The organism is Streptomyces sp. NBC_01283 (assembly GCF_041435335.1).
In the GTDB taxonomy this organism is placed as follows: domain Bacteria; phylum Actinomycetota; class Actinomycetes; order Streptomycetales; family Streptomycetaceae; genus Streptomyces.
The window spans coordinates 7560679-7575633 of record NZ_CP108430.1 but is presented as its reverse complement, the minus strand read 5'-3'; the positions used below and the strand labels follow the sequence as shown (position 1 = coordinate 7575633).

Below are 14955 nucleotides of genomic sequence, written 5' to 3'. Positions count from 1 at the left end.
CGCGGCCCTCGCCCCGCCGGGTCACACCAGGGCGCCGTCCTTCGCCGCCCGGGCCGTCTCCTGGGGCCTGCGGGGCACGGCGACCCGGTGCGCGGGGTCACGGACCTCGCCGACCAGGAGCTCCAGTACGTCCTCCAGGGCGACCAGGCCGAGCACCTTGCCCGAGGCGTCGGCGACCTGCGCCAGGTGCGTCGCGGCGCGGCGCATCACCGTCAGGGCGTCGTCCAGCGGGAGTTCGGCGCGCAGCGTCGTCATCGGGCGCCAGACCTGCTGCGGCACCGCGCGGTCCGTCCCGGCTCCCTCGGTGAGATCGAGTACGTCCTTCACGTGGAGGTAGCCCATGAAGGCGCCGTTCTCCGCGCAGACCGGGAAGCGGGAGTAGCCGGTGCGCCCGGTGAGCTCGATGACCTGGGCCGGCGTGACCCCGGCGCCCACGGTCACCAGTGAGGCCCGGTCGAGCAGGACGTCCGTCACCGGGCGCGAGCCCAGCTCCAGGGCGTCCTCCAGGCGCTCCTGCTCCTCGGGTTCGAGCAGTCCGGCCTGGCCCGAGTCGCCGACGAGCCGGTTGAGCTGCTCGCTGGTGAAGACGGCCTCGACCTCGTCCTTGGGCTCGACCCCGAAGAGCTTCAGGACGAGCCGCGCGCACGCCCCGAGTGCCACCGTGACCGGGCGGCAGAGGCGGGCGAAGGCGACGAGACCGGGGCTGAACCAGAGCGCGGTCTTCTCCGGGGCGGCCATCGCCAGGTTCTTCGGGACCATCTCGCCGACGACGAGGTGGAGGAAGACGACCACGGCGAGCGCGATGGCGTATCCGAGCGGGTGGATCGCCCCCTCGGGGATGTGCGCCGCCTCGAAGACGGGCTCCAGGAGGTGCGCGACGGTGGGCTCGGCGACCGCGCCGAGCGTCAACGAGCACATCGTGATGCCGAACTGGGCGGCCGCCATCATCTGCGGCAGGTGCTCCAGGCCGTAGAGGACCTGGCGGGCCCGCTTGCCGTCCAGCGGCTCGATCTGGCTGCGGCGCACGGAGACGAGCGCGAACTCGGCCCCCACGAAGAAGCCGTTGGCGAGGACGAGAAGAAGGGCGAACAGGAGTTGGAGCATGCTCATCGGGCGGCCTCCGCCACGGTCATGGTCTCTGTGGCTTCAGGGCCGTCAGTGGCTGCTGTGTCCTCTGGGTCCTCTGGGGCCCGTACGAGGCGTACGCGCTCGGCGCGGTAGTGGTCCACCTGCCGCACCGCGAGCCGCCAGCCCGGCAGCTCGGCACGGTCGCCCGGGGCGGGGATGCGGCCGAGCAGGTCGGCGACGAGCCCGGCCACGGTCTCGTACGGCCCCTCGGGGACGTCGAGTCCTATGCGCTGGAGCGTGTCGACGCGGCAGCCGCCGTCGGCGTCCCAGGCGGGGCGGCCGTCCTCGGCCGGTGCCACGGCGATCTCGGGCAGGTCGAGCAGGTCGTGCTCGTCCCTGACCTCGCCGACGAGCTCCTCGACGATGTCCTCCAGGGTGACCACGCCGGCCGTGCCGCCGTACTCGTCGACGACGACGGCTATCGGCTGCTGGCTGCGCAGCTGCTCCAGGAGCTGCTGCACGGGCAGCGTCTCCGGGACCAGGAGCGGCGCCTGCGCGATCCGGCTCACGGGTGCCCGCAGGCGCTCGTGGGCCGGGACCGCGAGGGCGTCCTTGAGGTGCACCATGCCGACGATCTCGTCGATGCGCTCGCGGTACACGGGGAAACGCGAGAGCCCGGTGGCGCGGGTCAGGTTCACCACGTCCTCGGCGGTGGCCGACGTCTGCAGCGCGCTGACCTTCACGCGCGGGGTCATGACGTGCTGCGCGGTCAGCTCACCGAGGGACAGCGTGCGGACGAACAGGTCCGCCGTGTCCTGTTCGAGGGTGCCGGCCTGCGCCGAGTGCCGGGCGAGGGAGACCAGTTCACCGGGGGTGCGGGCCGAGGCCAGCTCGTCGGCGGGCTCGACGCCGAGCAGCCGTACGAGCCGGTTGGCGGTGGTGTTCAGGAGGGAGATCACGGGCCTGAAGAGGCGCGAGAAGACGTGCTGGGGGCCCGCGACGAACCGCGCGACCTGGAGCGGCTTGGACACCGCCCAGTTCTTCGGGACCAGCTCGCCGATCACCATCTGCACGGCGGACGCCAGGAGCATGCCGACGACCACGGAGACGCCCGGTACGGCGCCTTCCGGGAGGCCGGTCGCCGTGAAGGGGCCCGCGAGCAGATGCGCGAGGGCCGGTTCGGCGAGCATGCCGACGACGAGCGAGGTGATGGTGATGCCGAGCTGGGTGCCGGAGAGCTGGAAGGACAGCTCCTTGAGGGCGTCGACGACCGTACGGGCCCGTCGGTCGCCTTCGGCGGCGGCCTTCTCGGCGTCCGGGCGCTCCACGGTGACGAGCCCGAACTCGGCGGCCACGAAGAAGCCGTTGGCCAGGATCAGCAGGAATGCCGCCCCGAGAAGCAGCAGGGAAGTCGTCATGCCGCCGCCTCCCCGGAGTGTCCGGTCCCGGTATGTCGGGAGGGGGCGGCGCATGTACTACAGGACGAACCGTCCATCGCCGGAGGGAGTCACTCCTCGGATAGCAGGAGCCCCTGTGGACCGGGCGGGCCCGTCAGGGGCGGGGCGGCACACCATGCGTGCCCCGCCACCAGATTAATCAAGACCCGGCCCGAAGCGTCAGCCCTGCGGGGTGTGGGCGTCGGCGAGGGCACGCAGCGCGCGGGCGTCGCTGATGGCCCGCTGCTTGGCGATGCCCGGCTGGATGCCCATCGCGGGGAGGCTGGTGCCGTCACTGAGGTTGAGGAACACCCACGGGTCGCCGGGACGCAGGTTGACCTGAACGATCTCGGCCCAGGCCAGGTGCCTGCTGGTGGCGATGTTGACGACGGTCACGCCGGACTCGTCGGCGACGACCTTGGGCCTGCTCAGGAGCATCAGCACACCGAAGAGCAGCGCGCCGGTGAAGATGAAGCTGATCCGCTCCCCCGGGCTGAGCCCCGGGATGAGCAGGGAGATCACCGTGAGGACCACGAAGATCGCGGCACCCGCGGAGAGCAGGACGACCCGGGTCCGGCTCGGCCGGAAGGTGACGGGCAGGGCGGGAAGCTCGGACATGAGGCGGGATCTCCTGCCCGATCAGAGGCGGCAGGCGTGGATGGCCGTGGTCAGGATGGCCCGCGCCCCGATGGCGTACAGGTCGTCCATGATCCGCTGTGCTTCCTTGGCCGGGACCATGGAGCGGACGGCGACCCAGCCCTCGTTGTGCAGGGGCGAGATCGTCGGCGATTCGAGGCCCGGGGTGAGGGCCACGGCCTGCTCCAGGTGCTCGGCCCGGCAGTCGTAGTCCATCATCACGTACGCGCGGGCGACCAGGACGCCCTGCAGGCGGCGCAGGAACTGCTGCACCTTGGGGTCGTCGCTCTCGGCGCCGGTGCGCCGGATGACGACCGCCTCGGACCTCATGATCGGCTCGCCGAACACTTCGAGGCCCGCGTTGCGCAGCGAGGTGCCGGTCTCCACGACGTCCGCGATGACCTGGGCGACGCCCAGCTCGATGGCGGTCTCGACGGCGCCGTCCAGGTGGACGACGGAGGCGTCGATGCCGCTGTCCGCGAGGTGCTTCGCGACGATGCCCTCGTACGAGGTCGCGACGGTCTTGCCCGCGAGGTCCGCGATGGTGTTCGCCGTGCCCGGCTTCGCGGCGAAGCGGAAGGTGGAGCGAGCGAAGCCGAGCGGCAGGATCGTCTCGGCGTTCGCGCCGGAGTCGATCAGGAGGTCCTGACCGGTGATGCCGATGTCGAGCTTGCCGGCCGAGACATAGATCGCGATGTCCTTGGGCCGGAGGTAGAAGAACTCGACCTCGTTGTCCGGGTCGACCAGGACGAGTTCCTTGGACTCCTTGCGCTGCTGGTATCCGGCCTCATGGAGCATCGCCGACGCAGGTCCGGACAGTGAACCCTTGTTGGGGACGGCGATGCGCAGCATGAGGACGGATTCCTTTGCGTTGAAGGGAGTTGGGGACTGCGGGGTGTACGGCTCAGAGGTGGGCGTACACGTCGTCGAGGGAGATGCCGCGGGCGACCATCATCACCTGCACGTGGTAGAGGAGCTGGGAGATCTCCTCGGCCGTGGCTTCCTTGCCCTCGTGCTCGGCGGCCATCCAGACTTCGGCGGCCTCCTCGACGACCTTCTTGCCGATGGCATGGACGCCCTTGTCGACCAGCTCGGCGGTGCGCGACGTGGCGGGGTCGCCGTTGGCGGCCTTGTGCTGGAGCTCGGTGAAGAGCTCCTCGAAAGTCTTCTTGGACATGATGTCGCTTACTTTACGCGGCTCCTCGGCCCCGCTCACCGCCAGGGTTCGGAGATCGTACGCAGCGTGGTCGCGGTGGCCACGGCCGCCGTGACCGCTTCGTGGCCCTTGTCCTCGCGGGAGCCCTCGATGCCCGCCCTGTCCAGGGCCTGCTCCTCGGTGTCGCAGGTGAGGACGCCGAAGCCGATGGGCACGCCGGTGTCCACCGTGACCTGGGTCAGGCCCTGGGTGACGCCCTGGCACACGTACTCGAAGTGCGGGGTTCCGCCGCGGATGACGACGCCGAGCGCCACGATCGCGTCGTAGCCACGGCCCGCGAGGACCTTGGCGACGACCGGCAGCTCGAAGCTGCCGGGCACGCGCAGGACGGTCGGCTCGTCGATGCCGAGCTCGTGCAGGGCGCGCAGCGCGCCGTCGACGAGACCGTCCATGACCTTCTCGTGCCACTGGGCCGCGATCACCGCGACCCGCAGGTCTCCGCAGTTCTTCACGCTCAGTTCGGGTGCACCCTTGCCACTCACGCGCTTCTCCTGGTTCTCGGGGGGGTTCTCGTATGCCGGTACTTACTGGTTGCCACAGGCGGACACCTCGGGGGCGGTGTCCAGCCAGGGCAGGTCGTGGCCCATCCGGTCCCGCTTGGTGCGCAGGTACCGGAGGTTGTGCTCGCCCGCCTTGACCGCCATGGGCTCGCGCCCGGTGACCTTCAGGCCGTGCCGGATCACCGCGTCGGTCTTGTCGGGGTTGTTCGTCATCAGGCGCACGCTGCGGACGCCGAGGTCGTCCAGGATCCGGGCGCCCGCGCCATAGTCCCGGGCGTCGGCGGGCAGGCCGAGTTCCAGGTTGGCGTCCAGGGTGTCGCTGCCGCGCTCCTGGAGCTCGTAGGCGCGCAGCTTGGAGACCAGGCCGATGCCGCGCCCCTCGTGGCCGCGGAGGTAGACCACGATGCCGCGTCCCTCGTCCGTGATGCGCCGCATGGACGCCTCCAGCTGGGGGCCGCAGTCGCAGCGGAGGGAGTGGAAGACGTCGCCGGTCAGGCACTCGGAGTGGAGGCGGACGAGGACGTCGTCGCCCTCGCCGATCTCGCCGTGGACGAGGGCGACGTGCTCGACGCCGTCGACGGTGGAGCGGTAGCCGTACGCCGTGAAGTCGCCGAAGGCGGTGGGCAGGCGGACCTCGGCCTCGCGGCGGACCGTGGGCTCGGAGCTGCTGCGGTAGGCGATCAGGTCCTCGATGGAGATGATCGTCAGGCCGTGCTTGCGGGCGAACGGGATCAGTTCCGGCAGGCGCAGCATCGTGCCGTCCTCGCCGGCGATCTCGACGATCGCGCCGGCGGGGCGCAGGCCCGCGAGGCGGGCCAGGTCGACCGCGGCCTCGGTGTGGCCGTTGCGGACCAGGACGCCGCCGGACTTGGCGCGCAGCGGGAAGATGTGGCCGGGGCGCACGAAGTCGGTGGGCTCGTACGTGCCCGACGCGAGCATCTGGAGCGTGGTGGCGCGGTCGGCGGCCGAGATGCCGGTGGTGACGCCGTGCGCGCCGCTCGCGTCGACGGAGACGGTGAAGGCCGTCCGCATCGACTCGGTGTTGTGCTCGACCATCTGCGGGAGCTGGAGGCGGTCCAGCTCGTCGCCCTCCATGGGCGCGCAGATCAGGCCGCGGCACTCGCTCATCATGAAGGCGATGATCTCGGGGGTCGCCTTCTCGGCCGCGATGACGAGGTCGCCCTCGTTCTCGCGGTCCTCGTCGTCGACGACCACGACCGGCCGCCCGGCGGCGATGTCGCGGATGGCCGCCTCTACGGGGTCGAGGGCCAGGTCCGAGGCGTCTTCCTCGTGACCCGTGCTGTACCAAACAGGTGCCGCGGTCATGCCGGGGCTCCTTCCATGACGGGCTGCGAGGACTCCGAGGACACAGTGCGCGACCGCAGCCACCAGTCGCGCATGCCCCACAGGACGAGGGCGAGATAGATGACGTACACAAGACCGGAGAAGGCGAGGCCGCTGCTGAACGCGAGCGGTACGCCGACCACGTCGACCAGGAGCCAGGCGAACCAGAACTCGACCAGGCCGCGCGCCTGGGCGACCATCGCGGCGAGCGTGCCGACGAAGATGTAGGCGTCGGGCCAGGGGTTCCAGGACAGGTCGGGGACGGCGGCGAACAGGGCGCCGACCGCGAGGGTGCCGACGGCCGTGCCGCCGAGGAGCACCCCGCGCTCCTTCCAGGTGGCGAACCGGACGGCGATGGAGCCGTCCTGCGCCTGCTGCTTGCCGTTGGACCACAGCCGCCAGCCCCAGAGGGCGACGCCGATGACGAGCAGCTGCTTGCCGACGCCGCCGGAGAGGTGCGCGGACGCGTAGGCGCCGACGAGGATGACGCCGGACAGGAACTGGGCGGGCCAGGTCCATATGGAGCGCCGCCAGCCGAGGGCGAGGGCGATCAGGCCGACGGTGTTGCCCACCATGTCGGACCAGATCACGTGCTGCCCGAAGGCCGTGAAGGCTTCGGAGTTGAGCCAGTTCACTTCGTGGCCTCCTGAGCGGGAGCGGCGGCGGATGCGGGGAGGGCGCGGTCGCCGAGCATGCGCTCGACGTACTTCGCGATGACGTCCACCTCGAGGTTGACCGGGTCGCCGGGCTGCTTGATGCCGAGCGTGGTCAGGGCGAGGGTGGTGGGGATGAGGCTGATGGTGAAGTAGTCGGGCCCGGCGTCGACCACCGTCAGGCTGACGCCGTCGACGGTGATGGAGCCCTTCTCCACGACGTAGCGGGAGAGCTCGGCGGGGAGCGAGATCTTGACGATCTCCCAGTTCTCGGAAGGCTTGCGGTCGACGATCTCGCCGGTGCCGTCCACGTGCCCCTGCACGATGTGGCCGCCGAGGCGGTCGCCCACGGCGGTGGGCCGCTCCAGGTTGACCCGCGAGCCCGGGGCGAGCGCGCCCAGGCTGGATCGGTTCAGGGTCTCGGCCATCACGTCGGCGGTGAACTCGGCACCCTCGTGCTCCACGACCGTCAGACAGACGCCGTTGACCGCGATGGAGTCGCCGTGCTTCGCGCCGTCGGTGACGACGGGGCCACGGACGCGGAAGCGCGATGCGTCGTCCAGGTTCTCGACGGCGGTGATCTCGCCCAGCTCTTCGACGATTCCGGTGAACACTTCAGTGCTCCTTCGCTACGAGGGTCGCGGTGACGCGCAGATCGGGGCCGATGCGGACGGTCTCGCTCACGTCGAGCCGCAACGCTTCGGTGATGGTCGTGATTCCGCCGCCGGTGAGGGCGGCGGGGCCCGCGCCGAGCAGGACGGGGGCCACATAGGCGACGACGCGGTCGACGGCGCCCGCGGCGACGAAGGCTCCGGCGAGCGTCGGTCCGCCTTCGAGGAGGACGGAACGCACCCCGCGCGTGTGCAGCTCGGCGAGGAGGGCCGGGATGTCGAGGCCGCCGTCCGCGCGCGGCAGTCGCACCGTCTCGGCCTCGCTTTCCGCGGTGACGTTCTCGGCGACCGCGACGAGCGTGGGCGCCGCGTCGTCCAGGACGCGGGCGCCGGGCGTCACGGCCGTGCCGTTCGTGTCGACGACGACGCGCAGCGGCTGGACGGCGCCTTCGACGCCCCGCACGGCGAGGTGGGGGTCGTCGGCGCGCTGGGTGCCGGAGCCGACGACCACCGCGTCGCACTCGGCGCGCAGCCGGTGGACATCGGCGCGGGCCTCGGCGGAGGTGATCCAGCGGCTGGTTCCGTCGGCCGCCGCGATGCGGCCGTCGAGCGTGGCTGCGTACTTCCAGGTGACGTGCGGGCGGCCGAGGCGTACGGAGGTCAGCCAGGCGGCGTTGCCCGCCGCGGCCTCGTCCTCCAGGAGGCCCGCCTGTACGTCGACTCCGGCGGTGCGCAGTCGCTGCGCGCCCCCGGTCGCGGCGGGGTTCGGGTCGCCGACCGCGTAGACGACGCGGGCGATGCCGGCGTCGATGAGCGCCTGGGCGCAGGGGCCGGTGCGTCCGGTGTGGTTGCAGGGTTCGAGGGTGACCAGGGCGGTGGCGCCGCGGGCCTGTTCGCCGGCCGCGCACAGGGCGTGGACCTCGGCGTGCGGGCCGCCCGCCCGCTGGTGGTAGCCCTCGCCGACGGTCTCTCCGGAGGCGTCGACGATCACGCATCCGACGACCGGATTGGGGCTGGTGGAGCCGAGTCCGCGGGCGGCGAGCGTGATGGCGCGGCACATGGCGGCGCGCTCGTGTTCGTGCGCTGCTGCTGCGGATGCGGTGGCCACCGGGTCCTCCTGCCTCATGGGGCACGGACTCCGGGGCCTGTCGATGACGACAGAATGTACGGACTGCGACACCGGGAGCGTCGCCGGAAACGAGACCTCTCCCCGGGAAACCCGAAAAGACGGGTATCCCAAGAACAAGCCACTCGGCGACGAACACGAATGTCCGCCCGCCGCGCACTGCCTCCCATCCGGACTTTCACCGTCGGTCCAGGAATTTCACCTGGTCAACCGACCGCTGGAGGCGGCCGGGTCGCGGACTATAACCGCCGGTTCGGAATTACACCGACCCCGGAGTGCGCTGCTTTTGGTACGTGGCCAGTGTGCCACGCCTGATCGAGGCCCATACGGGCGAGCCCCTGTGGCCTGGGTCACAGCGGTCCGTGACGGGCCTCTGACCGGCGGTGACGAGGCCGCCATGGCTTCTTGCCGACCGCTGGGGGTCAGCGCACGGCACCGGCCCCTCCACCAGCACCAGCACCAGCACCGGCACCGGCACCGGCCTGGTGCCGCGGGCCGAACAGCTCGTCCTGTGCCGCGTCCCTGGCGGCGAGCAGTGCGCCCCGCAGCACGGCCGAGCCGCCGAGCGCGCTCGCGCGCACCTCCGTGCGCAGCGGTGACATCGCCGCGAGGCGTTCCTCGACGCGGGCGGCCAGCGCGGCACCGCCCGCGCGGCCCACCTCGCCGCCGAGGACGACGCAGCCCGGGTCGAGGATCGCGGCCACGGCGGCGGCCCCCACGGCGACCCGGTCGGCGACGGCGTCCAGGAATCCGGAGTGGTCGGACTCGACGGCATGGCGCAGGAGATCCGCGGCCTCGGCCCCTGCCACCAGGCCGTACTCGGCGCCGAGTTGACGGAGCGCGGCGGCGCAGGCCAGCGAGTGGAACCCGCCCTCGCAGCCGGTGGCGGACGGCAGCACGTGCGTCCCCGGCACCGGCAGGAAGCCGATCTCCCCGGTGCCGCCGGACGCCCCGCGGCGCAGGGTCCCGTCGAGCATGACGGCGGCGCCGACGCCTTCGCCGAGCCAGAGGAGGACGAAGGTGTCGCGGTCGTGGGCGGCGCCGTCACGCTGTTCGGCGCGGGCGGCGAGGTTGGTCTCGTTCTCCACGAGGACGCGGGCCGGGAGCCGTTCCTGGAGGGCTCCGGCGAGCCGGCGGTGCCAGGCGGGCAGCGAGGTGGTGTCGCGCAGTTCGCCGGTGGCGGGGTCGATGAGGCCGGGGGCGCCGATGCCGATGGTATGCAGCCGCTGGACGCCGCCGTCCCGTGCGGTGCGCTCGACGAGGGTGACGGCCCGCTCGACGGCGGGTCCGGTGCCGGTGTCGCCGCCGATGGGCGCGGACGCCTCGGCGAGCACCGCGCCGAGCAGATCGGTGACGACCACGGAGAGGCCGTCGGTGCGTACGTCGAGGGCGGCGAGATGCGCCCGGTCGGCCACGATCCCGTACAGCCGGGCATTGGGTCCCCGGCGCTGGGCACCCGCCTCCCCCACGACGGCGATCAGGCCGGAGCCCTGGAGGCGCTCGACGAGGTCGGCGACCGAGGGCCGGGACAGGCCGGTCAGCTGCTTCAACTGGTTGGCCGTCAGCGGCCCTTCGCGCTGCAGGAGCCCCAGGGCGAGCCGGTCGTTGATGGCCCGGGCGGTGCTCGGTGATGCGGGCATGCCGGGGATCCTTCCATAAAGGCGCTATTTATCAGGCAGGGTTCCTGATAGTTTACGTCGCCGTACCGGGGAGACGCCTGGGGAGGGACGGGGTAACGATGAGTGAAGTGGTCCGCGACGTACGGCAGTTGAAGCGGGCACGGTACGCCGTGGCCGCCGTCTTCTGTGTGCACGGCGCCGTCACCGGGTCCTTCGCGACCCGTGTGCCCTGGATCCAGGAGCACACGGGTCTCAGCGCCGGCCTCCTCGGCCTCGCCCTGGCCTTCCCCGCGATCGGCGCCTCCGTGGCGATGCCGCTCGCGGGCCGGGTCAGCCACCGCTTCGGCGCCCGTACGGCGCTGCGCGGGCTGCTCGCCCTGTGGACGATGGCCCTGATCCTCCCCTCGCTCGCGCCGAACCTGCTCACGCTCTGCCTGGCCCTGTTCGTGTACGGCGCGACGGCGGGCATGTCGGACGTGGCGATGAACGCGCTGGGCGTCGAGGTCGAGACCCGCATGAAGAAGTCGATCATGTCGGGCCTGCACGGCATGTGGAGCGTCGGTGCCCTGATCGGCTCGGCGGCCGGCACGGCCGCCGCCCACCTGGGTGCGGACGCCCGGCTGCACCACGCGCTCGCCGCCGTGGCCCTCACGGCGATCGGCCTCGTCGCCTGCCAGGGCGTGCTCGATCTGCAGGCGGAGCCCGAGGACGTGGCGCCGCCGCGCTTCTCGCTGCCGCCCAAGTCGGCGCTCCTGATCGGCGCGGTCGGCTTCTGCGCGGTCTTCGCGGAGGGCGCGAGCCTGGACTGGTCGGCGGTCTATCTGCGGGACGTCCTCGACTCGTCGGCCGGTGTCGCCGCCGCGTCCACCACCGGCTTCACGCTCACCATGGCGATCGCGCGGCTCGCGGGCGACGCGGTGGTGGACCGCTTCGGGTCGGTCCGCACGGTGCGGGTGGGCGGCGTGGTCGCGGCGCTCGGCGGTCTTCTCGTGGTGGTGGCACCCCATCCGGCGGTCGCCATGAGCGGGTTCGCGCTGCTCGGGCTCGGCATCGCGGTCGTGGTGCCGCTGGCGTTCGCCGCGGCCGGACGCAGCGGGCCCAATCCGAGTCAGGCCATCGCGGGCGTCGCCACCATCACGTACACCTCGGGCCTGATCGCCCCCTCGGCGATCGGCACGCTGGCCGACGCGACGAGCCTGGTGGTCTCCTTCGGCCTGGTGACGGTGCTCGCCTGCGGACTCGCGGTGTTCGCGGGGGTGCTGCGCACGGGCGGCCGCGAGGCCACTCCGGTCAGTCCCGCGGATGCGGCGGCGCCCGGCCCGCGCCCCTGAGTGCCGCCGCGACATCCGCCCCAGCGGGTAGCCCCACTTACGCCGAACTAACATTGCGCTGATCTTCCAGGTCATTCCCACGGGGTCATCCCCACAGGTCGGGCGCACAGAAGGCGGAACAGAACCATGGATCTCGGCGTGCGCTGGAGACTGCACGGCGACGGGCGCACCCCCGCGCCGGGAGCCGTCGTCCGTCCCGACGAGCGGCTCTCCTGGCCGCGGACCCTCGGGCTCGGCGCCCAGCACGTGGTCGCCATGTTCGGCGCCTCGTTCGTGGCGCCCGTCCTGATGGGCCTCGACCCGAACCTCGCGATCATGATGTCCGGTGTCGCGACGGTCATCTTCCTGCTCGCCACGCGCGGCCGGGTGCCCAGCTACCTGGGCTGTTCGCTGTCCTTCGTGGGCGTGGCCGCCGTCATCCGCGCCCAGGGCGGCTCGTCCGCCACCGTGACGGGTGCGGTCTTCGTGGTCGGCGCGGCGCTGTTCCTGGTGGGGCTCGCCGTCCAGAAGTTCGGGGCGCGGATCATCCACGCCGCGATGCCGCCGATCGTCACCGGCGCCGTCGTCATGCTGATCGGCTTCAATCTGGCGCCGGTCACCGCGTCCACGTACTGGCCGCAGGACCAGTGGACGGCGCTCCTGGTGATGCTGTTCACCGGTTTGGCCGTGGTGTGCCTGCGCGGATTCTGGTCACGCGTGGCGATCTTCCTCGGGCTGATCTTCGGGTACGCCCTGTCCTGGGCCCTCGACCTGATCTTCGGCAAGATCCACTCGGCGGACGGTTCGGGCAAGGTCGTCGACCACTGGCGGCTCGACCTCTCCGCCGTCGGCAACGCCGACTGGATCGGCCTGCCGTCCTTCCACGCGCCGAGCTTCGAGTGGTCGGCGATCCTCGTCGCGCTGCCCGTCGTCATCGCACTGGTCGCCGAGAACGCCGGGCACGTCAAGGCGGTCGGCGAGATGACCGGCGACAACCTGGACGGCAAGCTCGGCACGGCGATCTCCGCCGACGGCGCCGCGTCCATGCTCTCCACCGCGGTGGGCGGCCCGCCCAACACGACGTACTCCGAGAACATCGGCGTGATGGCCGCGACCCGCGTCTACTCCACGGCCGCGTACTGGGCCGCCGCGGGCTTCGCCCTGCTCTTCGGGCTCTGCCCCAAGTTCGGCGCGGTCGTGGCGGCCATCCCCGGCGGCGTCCTGGGCGGCATCACCGTCATCCTCTACGGCATGATCGGCCTGCTCGGCGCCCAGATCTGGATCAACGCCGGGGTGGACCTGCGCAATCCGCTGAACCTCGTCCCGGCCGCCGCGGGCATCATCATCGGCGTCGGGGGCGTCTCCCTGAAGATCTCCGACAACTTCGAGCTGAGCGGCATCGCACTCGGCACGATCGTCGTGATCACCGGCTATCACGTGCTGCGCGCCTTCGCACCGCCGCACCTCAAGTCGCAGGAGCCGCTGCTGGATTCGGGCACGTCCACGTACGACGAGGCCGACGGCGACGAGAGCACCGACGGCTCCCAGCCGCGCGCCACGTCGTAGGCATGGCACACATGGTCGCCGTTCCCTCGTTCTGGGGACGCGACCGGTGCGGTGGCACGCGGACAAGCCCCTGACTGGGACCCTGCCCCCATGGCGCAGCTGGAGCGGTTCGCGGAGTTCACAGGCTCGGCTCACGGGATTGACGGCGTGGTGTCGCGGATGCGCGCGCTGGGCGCCGGTTTCCCACCGCGGGACGGGGTCGGGGTCTTCAACCGGGTCTATCTCTCCGTCACCGAAGAGGTCGGCCGGCACCTCGACGGCGGCCGTTTCCCGGACACCGGAGCCGCTCTCACGCTGGACGTCCTGTTCGCCGAGCGCTATCTGACGGCGGTCGAAGCGGTGGCCGCCGACCGCAGGCCGCCCGCCTGCTGGCGGCCGCTGTTCCAGCTCCGGCGCCATCCCGGCGTCCGCCCCCTGCAGTTCGCGCTCGCGGGCATCAACGCGCACATCGGGCACGACCTTCCGCTGGCCGTCATGGACGCCTGTCGTGCGCTCGGCTGCGAACCGGCCGAGCTGGAGGACGAGTTCGACCGCGTGGGCGACATCCTCGTCTCGCTGGAGGAGAGCATCCGCGAACAGCTGATGCCGGGTCCCGACCTCTTCCAGATCGCCGACCCGCTCACCCACCTGCTGGGCTCCTGGAGCCTGGAGCGGGCCAGGGACAGCGCCTGGGCGACGGCCCTGACGATGCGGGCGCTGGACGGACTGCCCGCCGTGGCCGAGGAGTTCCGGGAGCGCCTGGACGGAGCGGTCGGCCTGGTGGGCAGGATGCTGCTCACGCCCCTGGCGGACTGATCCGGCCGCGCCCCGCTCGACCCGGGTAACTCCCCGCCGATCGTTGTACGTTGAAGGCAGTGACCCCGGATGCGAAGGAGCACCAGCATGGCCACACGACTCGGGCTCAGCCTCCCGCAGGGCCGGCAGTACAGCATCGGACGTGACGTCCCGGCTGTCGCCCGCGCGGCGGAGGACATCGGTTACGAGAGCCTGTGGGTCTACGAACGCATCCTGTTCCCCGAGCCCGCCACCCAGGGCCTGTACGGCATCGAGGGCCTGCCCTGGCCCGACTCGTACCGGTCGGTCGCCGATCCGCTCGTCACGCTGACCCTGGCCGCGGCCGTCACCGAGCGGGCCCGCCTTGGCACCAGCGTCCTGGTCGCCCCGCTGCACGTGCCGTTCCAGCTGGCGCGCTCGCTGGCCAGCCTTGACGCGGCGAGCGGGGGCCGGGTCGTCGCGGGCCTCGGCACGGGCTGGTCCCACGACGAGTATGCCGCGGCGGCGGTGGCGCCCTTCGAGAAGCGCGGCAAGGTCCTGGACGAGCTGATCGACGTCTGCCACGCGGTGTGGGGCCCGGACCCGGTGTCGTACGAAGGAGAGCTGACCACGATCGCTCCCTCGGTGGTCGGTCCCAAGCCCGCGCGCCCCGTCCCGATCCTGCTGCCCGCCAACAGCCCGCGCGCCCTGCGCAGGCTCGTCGACCGCGCCGACGGCTGGATGCCGGTGGGCACGGGCGCCGAGAAGCTGGCGGAGCAGGCGCAGGCCCTGAAGGAACTGGCCGCCGAACGGGGCCGCACGGAACCGGTCCAGAGCGTCATGCGGGCGAACGCGCGGTACACGGCGAAGGCGTACGAGGGCGAGAGGCGCGCCCCCTTCCAGGGCAGCGTCGCGCAGATCGTCGAGGACCTGGAGGCGCACGCGTCGACGGGAGCCGTGGAGGAGATCCTCATCGAACTCCAGGGCAGCACACGGGACGCCGAGGAGCTGAAGGACCTGGCGGCGGAGGTGTACGAGGCGGCGCGGGCGGCCGGAGTGTAAAGAGCCCGAAGGGGCGCGGGGAACCGCGCGACCAGCCACAGCCGGTCGGCGGACT

The 14955-nt window shown here is 71.9% G+C and carries 15 protein-coding genes and 1 riboswitch; of the genes, 4 read left to right on the top strand and 11 right to left on the bottom strand.

Annotated elements, in window-relative coordinates:
- Nucleotides 1-21: 21 nt before the first annotated feature.
- The 11 genes from OG302_RS34410 to OG302_RS34360 all read right to left on the bottom strand — a co-directional run bounded on the left by OG302_RS34410 (nt 22) and on the right by OG302_RS34360 (nt 10230).
- Nucleotides 22-1110: a hemolysin family protein gene (locus OG302_RS34410; RefSeq protein ID WP_371530321.1), complete on the bottom strand. Its 1089-nt coding sequence runs from the start codon at nt 1108-1110 to the stop codon at nt 22-24.
- Entirely contained in the window at nt 1107-2486 is a 1380-nt protein-coding gene (locus tag OG302_RS34405; RefSeq protein WP_371530320.1) for a hemolysin family protein, read from the bottom strand. Before OG302_RS34405 ends, OG302_RS34410 begins: the two co-directional genes overlap by 4 nt.
- 198 nt (nt 2487-2684) lie before the next feature.
- Entirely contained in the window at nt 2685-3122 is a 438-nt protein-coding gene (locus tag OG302_RS34400) for a PH domain-containing protein (RefSeq protein ID WP_371530319.1), read from the bottom strand.
- Nucleotides 3123-3143: 21 nt separating this feature from the next.
- Nucleotides 3144-3992: an ATP phosphoribosyltransferase gene (gene hisG / locus OG302_RS34395; RefSeq protein WP_371530318.1), complete on the bottom strand. Its 849-nt coding sequence runs from the start codon at nt 3990-3992 to the stop codon at nt 3144-3146.
- Between the two features lie 52 nt (nt 3993-4044).
- Complete coding sequence (locus tag OG302_RS34390) at nt 4045-4317, bottom strand: phosphoribosyl-ATP diphosphatase (RefSeq protein ID WP_351168745.1); 273 nt, start codon at nt 4315-4317, stop codon at nt 4045-4047.
- A 35-nt stretch (nt 4318-4352) separates the two neighbouring features.
- Nucleotides 4353-4838 (bottom strand): 6,7-dimethyl-8-ribityllumazine synthase, encoded by a 486-nt coding sequence (gene ribH / locus OG302_RS34385; RefSeq protein ID WP_351168743.1) that lies wholly within the window; start codon nt 4836-4838, stop codon nt 4353-4355.
- 42 nt (nt 4839-4880) lie between these two features.
- Nucleotides 4881-6182 (bottom strand): bifunctional 3,4-dihydroxy-2-butanone-4-phosphate synthase/GTP cyclohydrolase II, encoded by a 1302-nt coding sequence (locus OG302_RS34380; protein WP_371530317.1) that lies wholly within the window; start codon nt 6180-6182, stop codon nt 4881-4883.
- Entirely contained in the window at nt 6179-6775 is a 597-nt protein-coding gene (locus OG302_RS34375) for a nicotinamide riboside transporter PnuC (protein ID WP_371750324.1), read from the bottom strand. Before OG302_RS34375 ends, OG302_RS34380 begins: the two co-directional genes overlap by 4 nt.
- A gap of 56 nt (nt 6776-6831) precedes the next feature.
- Entirely contained in the window at nt 6832-7467 is a 636-nt protein-coding gene (locus OG302_RS34370; RefSeq protein WP_371530316.1) for a riboflavin synthase, read from the bottom strand.
- Between the two features lies 1 nt (nt 7468).
- Nucleotides 7469-8524, bottom strand: a complete 1056-nt coding sequence (gene ribD, locus OG302_RS34365) for a bifunctional diaminohydroxyphosphoribosylaminopyrimidine deaminase/5-amino-6-(5-phosphoribosylamino)uracil reductase RibD (protein WP_371750323.1) — start codon at nt 8522-8524, stop codon at nt 7469-7471.
- Nucleotides 8525-8742: 218 nt separating this feature from the next.
- Nucleotides 8743-8873, bottom strand: a riboswitch (FMN riboswitch).
- A gap of 139 nt (nt 8874-9012) precedes the next feature.
- Nucleotides 9013-10230 carry an ROK family transcriptional regulator gene (locus OG302_RS34360; RefSeq protein ID WP_371530315.1) on the bottom strand — a complete coding sequence of 406 codons (1218 nt, stop codon included), beginning with the start codon at nt 10228-10230 and terminating at the stop codon, nt 9013-9015.
- 98 nt (nt 10231-10328) lie between these two features.
- Here OG302_RS34360 and OG302_RS34355 point away from each other — a divergent pair, with 98 nt between their 5' ends.
- From OG302_RS34355 to OG302_RS34340, 4 genes are all read left to right on the top strand, one after another.
- Nucleotides 10329-11540 carry an MFS transporter gene (locus tag OG302_RS34355; protein ID WP_371530314.1) on the top strand — a complete coding sequence of 404 codons (1212 nt, stop codon included), beginning with the start codon at nt 10329-10331 and terminating at the stop codon, nt 11538-11540.
- A gap of 126 nt (nt 11541-11666) precedes the next feature.
- Nucleotides 11667-13085 carry a uracil-xanthine permease family protein gene (locus OG302_RS34350; protein WP_371530313.1) on the top strand — a complete coding sequence of 473 codons (1419 nt, stop codon included), beginning with the start codon at nt 11667-11669 and terminating at the stop codon, nt 13083-13085.
- Nucleotides 13086-13175: 90 nt separating this feature from the next.
- Complete coding sequence (locus OG302_RS34345) at nt 13176-13880, top strand: DUF5995 family protein (protein ID WP_371530312.1); 705 nt, start codon at nt 13176-13178, stop codon at nt 13878-13880.
- 87 nt (nt 13881-13967) lie between these two features.
- Entirely contained in the window at nt 13968-14900 is a 933-nt protein-coding gene (locus OG302_RS34340) for an LLM class F420-dependent oxidoreductase (RefSeq protein ID WP_371530311.1), read from the top strand.
- The last annotated feature ends 55 nt before the right edge of the window (nt 14901-14955 follow it).

What these genes read in the sequence shown, in the direction of transcription:
- OG302_RS34340 (WP_371530311.1), top strand. Translation starts at nt 13,968, where the DNA reads ATGGCCACACGACTCGGGCTCAGCCTCCCGCAGGGCCGGCAGTACAGC.
- OG302_RS34390 (WP_351168745.1), bottom strand. Translation starts at nt 4,317, where the DNA reads ATGTCCAAGAAGACTTTCGAGGAGCTCTTCACCGAGCTCCAGCACAAG.
- OG302_RS34345 (WP_371530312.1), top strand. Translation starts at nt 13,176, where the DNA reads ATGGCGCAGCTGGAGCGGTTCGCGGAGTTCACAGGCTCGGCTCACGGG.
- OG302_RS34355 (WP_371530314.1), top strand. Translation starts at nt 10,329, where the DNA reads ATGAGTGAAGTGGTCCGCGACGTACGGCAGTTGAAGCGGGCACGGTAC.
- OG302_RS34400 (WP_371530319.1), bottom strand. Translation starts at nt 3,122, where the DNA reads ATGTCCGAGCTTCCCGCCCTGCCCGTCACCTTCCGGCCGAGCCGGACC.
- OG302_RS34405 (WP_371530320.1), bottom strand. Translation starts at nt 2,486, where the DNA reads ATGACGACTTCCCTGCTGCTTCTCGGGGCGGCATTCCTGCTGATCCTG.
- OG302_RS34375 (WP_371750324.1), bottom strand. Translation starts at nt 6,775, where the DNA reads ATGGTGGGCAACACCGTCGGCCTGATCGCCCTCGCCCTCGGCTGGCGG.
- OG302_RS34380 (WP_371530317.1), bottom strand. Translation starts at nt 6,182, where the DNA reads ATGACCGCGGCACCTGTTTGGTACAGCACGGGTCACGAGGAAGACGCC.
- ribD (WP_371750323.1), bottom strand. Translation starts at nt 8,524, where the DNA reads ATGTGCCGCGCCATCACGCTCGCCGCCCGCGGACTCGGCTCCACCAGC.
- OG302_RS34350 (WP_371530313.1), top strand. Translation starts at nt 11,667, where the DNA reads ATGGATCTCGGCGTGCGCTGGAGACTGCACGGCGACGGGCGCACCCCC.
- OG302_RS34360 (WP_371530315.1), bottom strand. Translation starts at nt 10,230, where the DNA reads ATGCCCGCATCACCGAGCACCGCCCGGGCCATCAACGACCGGCTCGCC.
- hisG (WP_371530318.1), bottom strand. Translation starts at nt 3,992, where the DNA reads ATGCTGCGCATCGCCGTCCCCAACAAGGGTTCACTGTCCGGACCTGCG.
- OG302_RS34410 (WP_371530321.1), bottom strand. Translation starts at nt 1,110, where the DNA reads ATGAGCATGCTCCAACTCCTGTTCGCCCTTCTTCTCGTCCTCGCCAAC.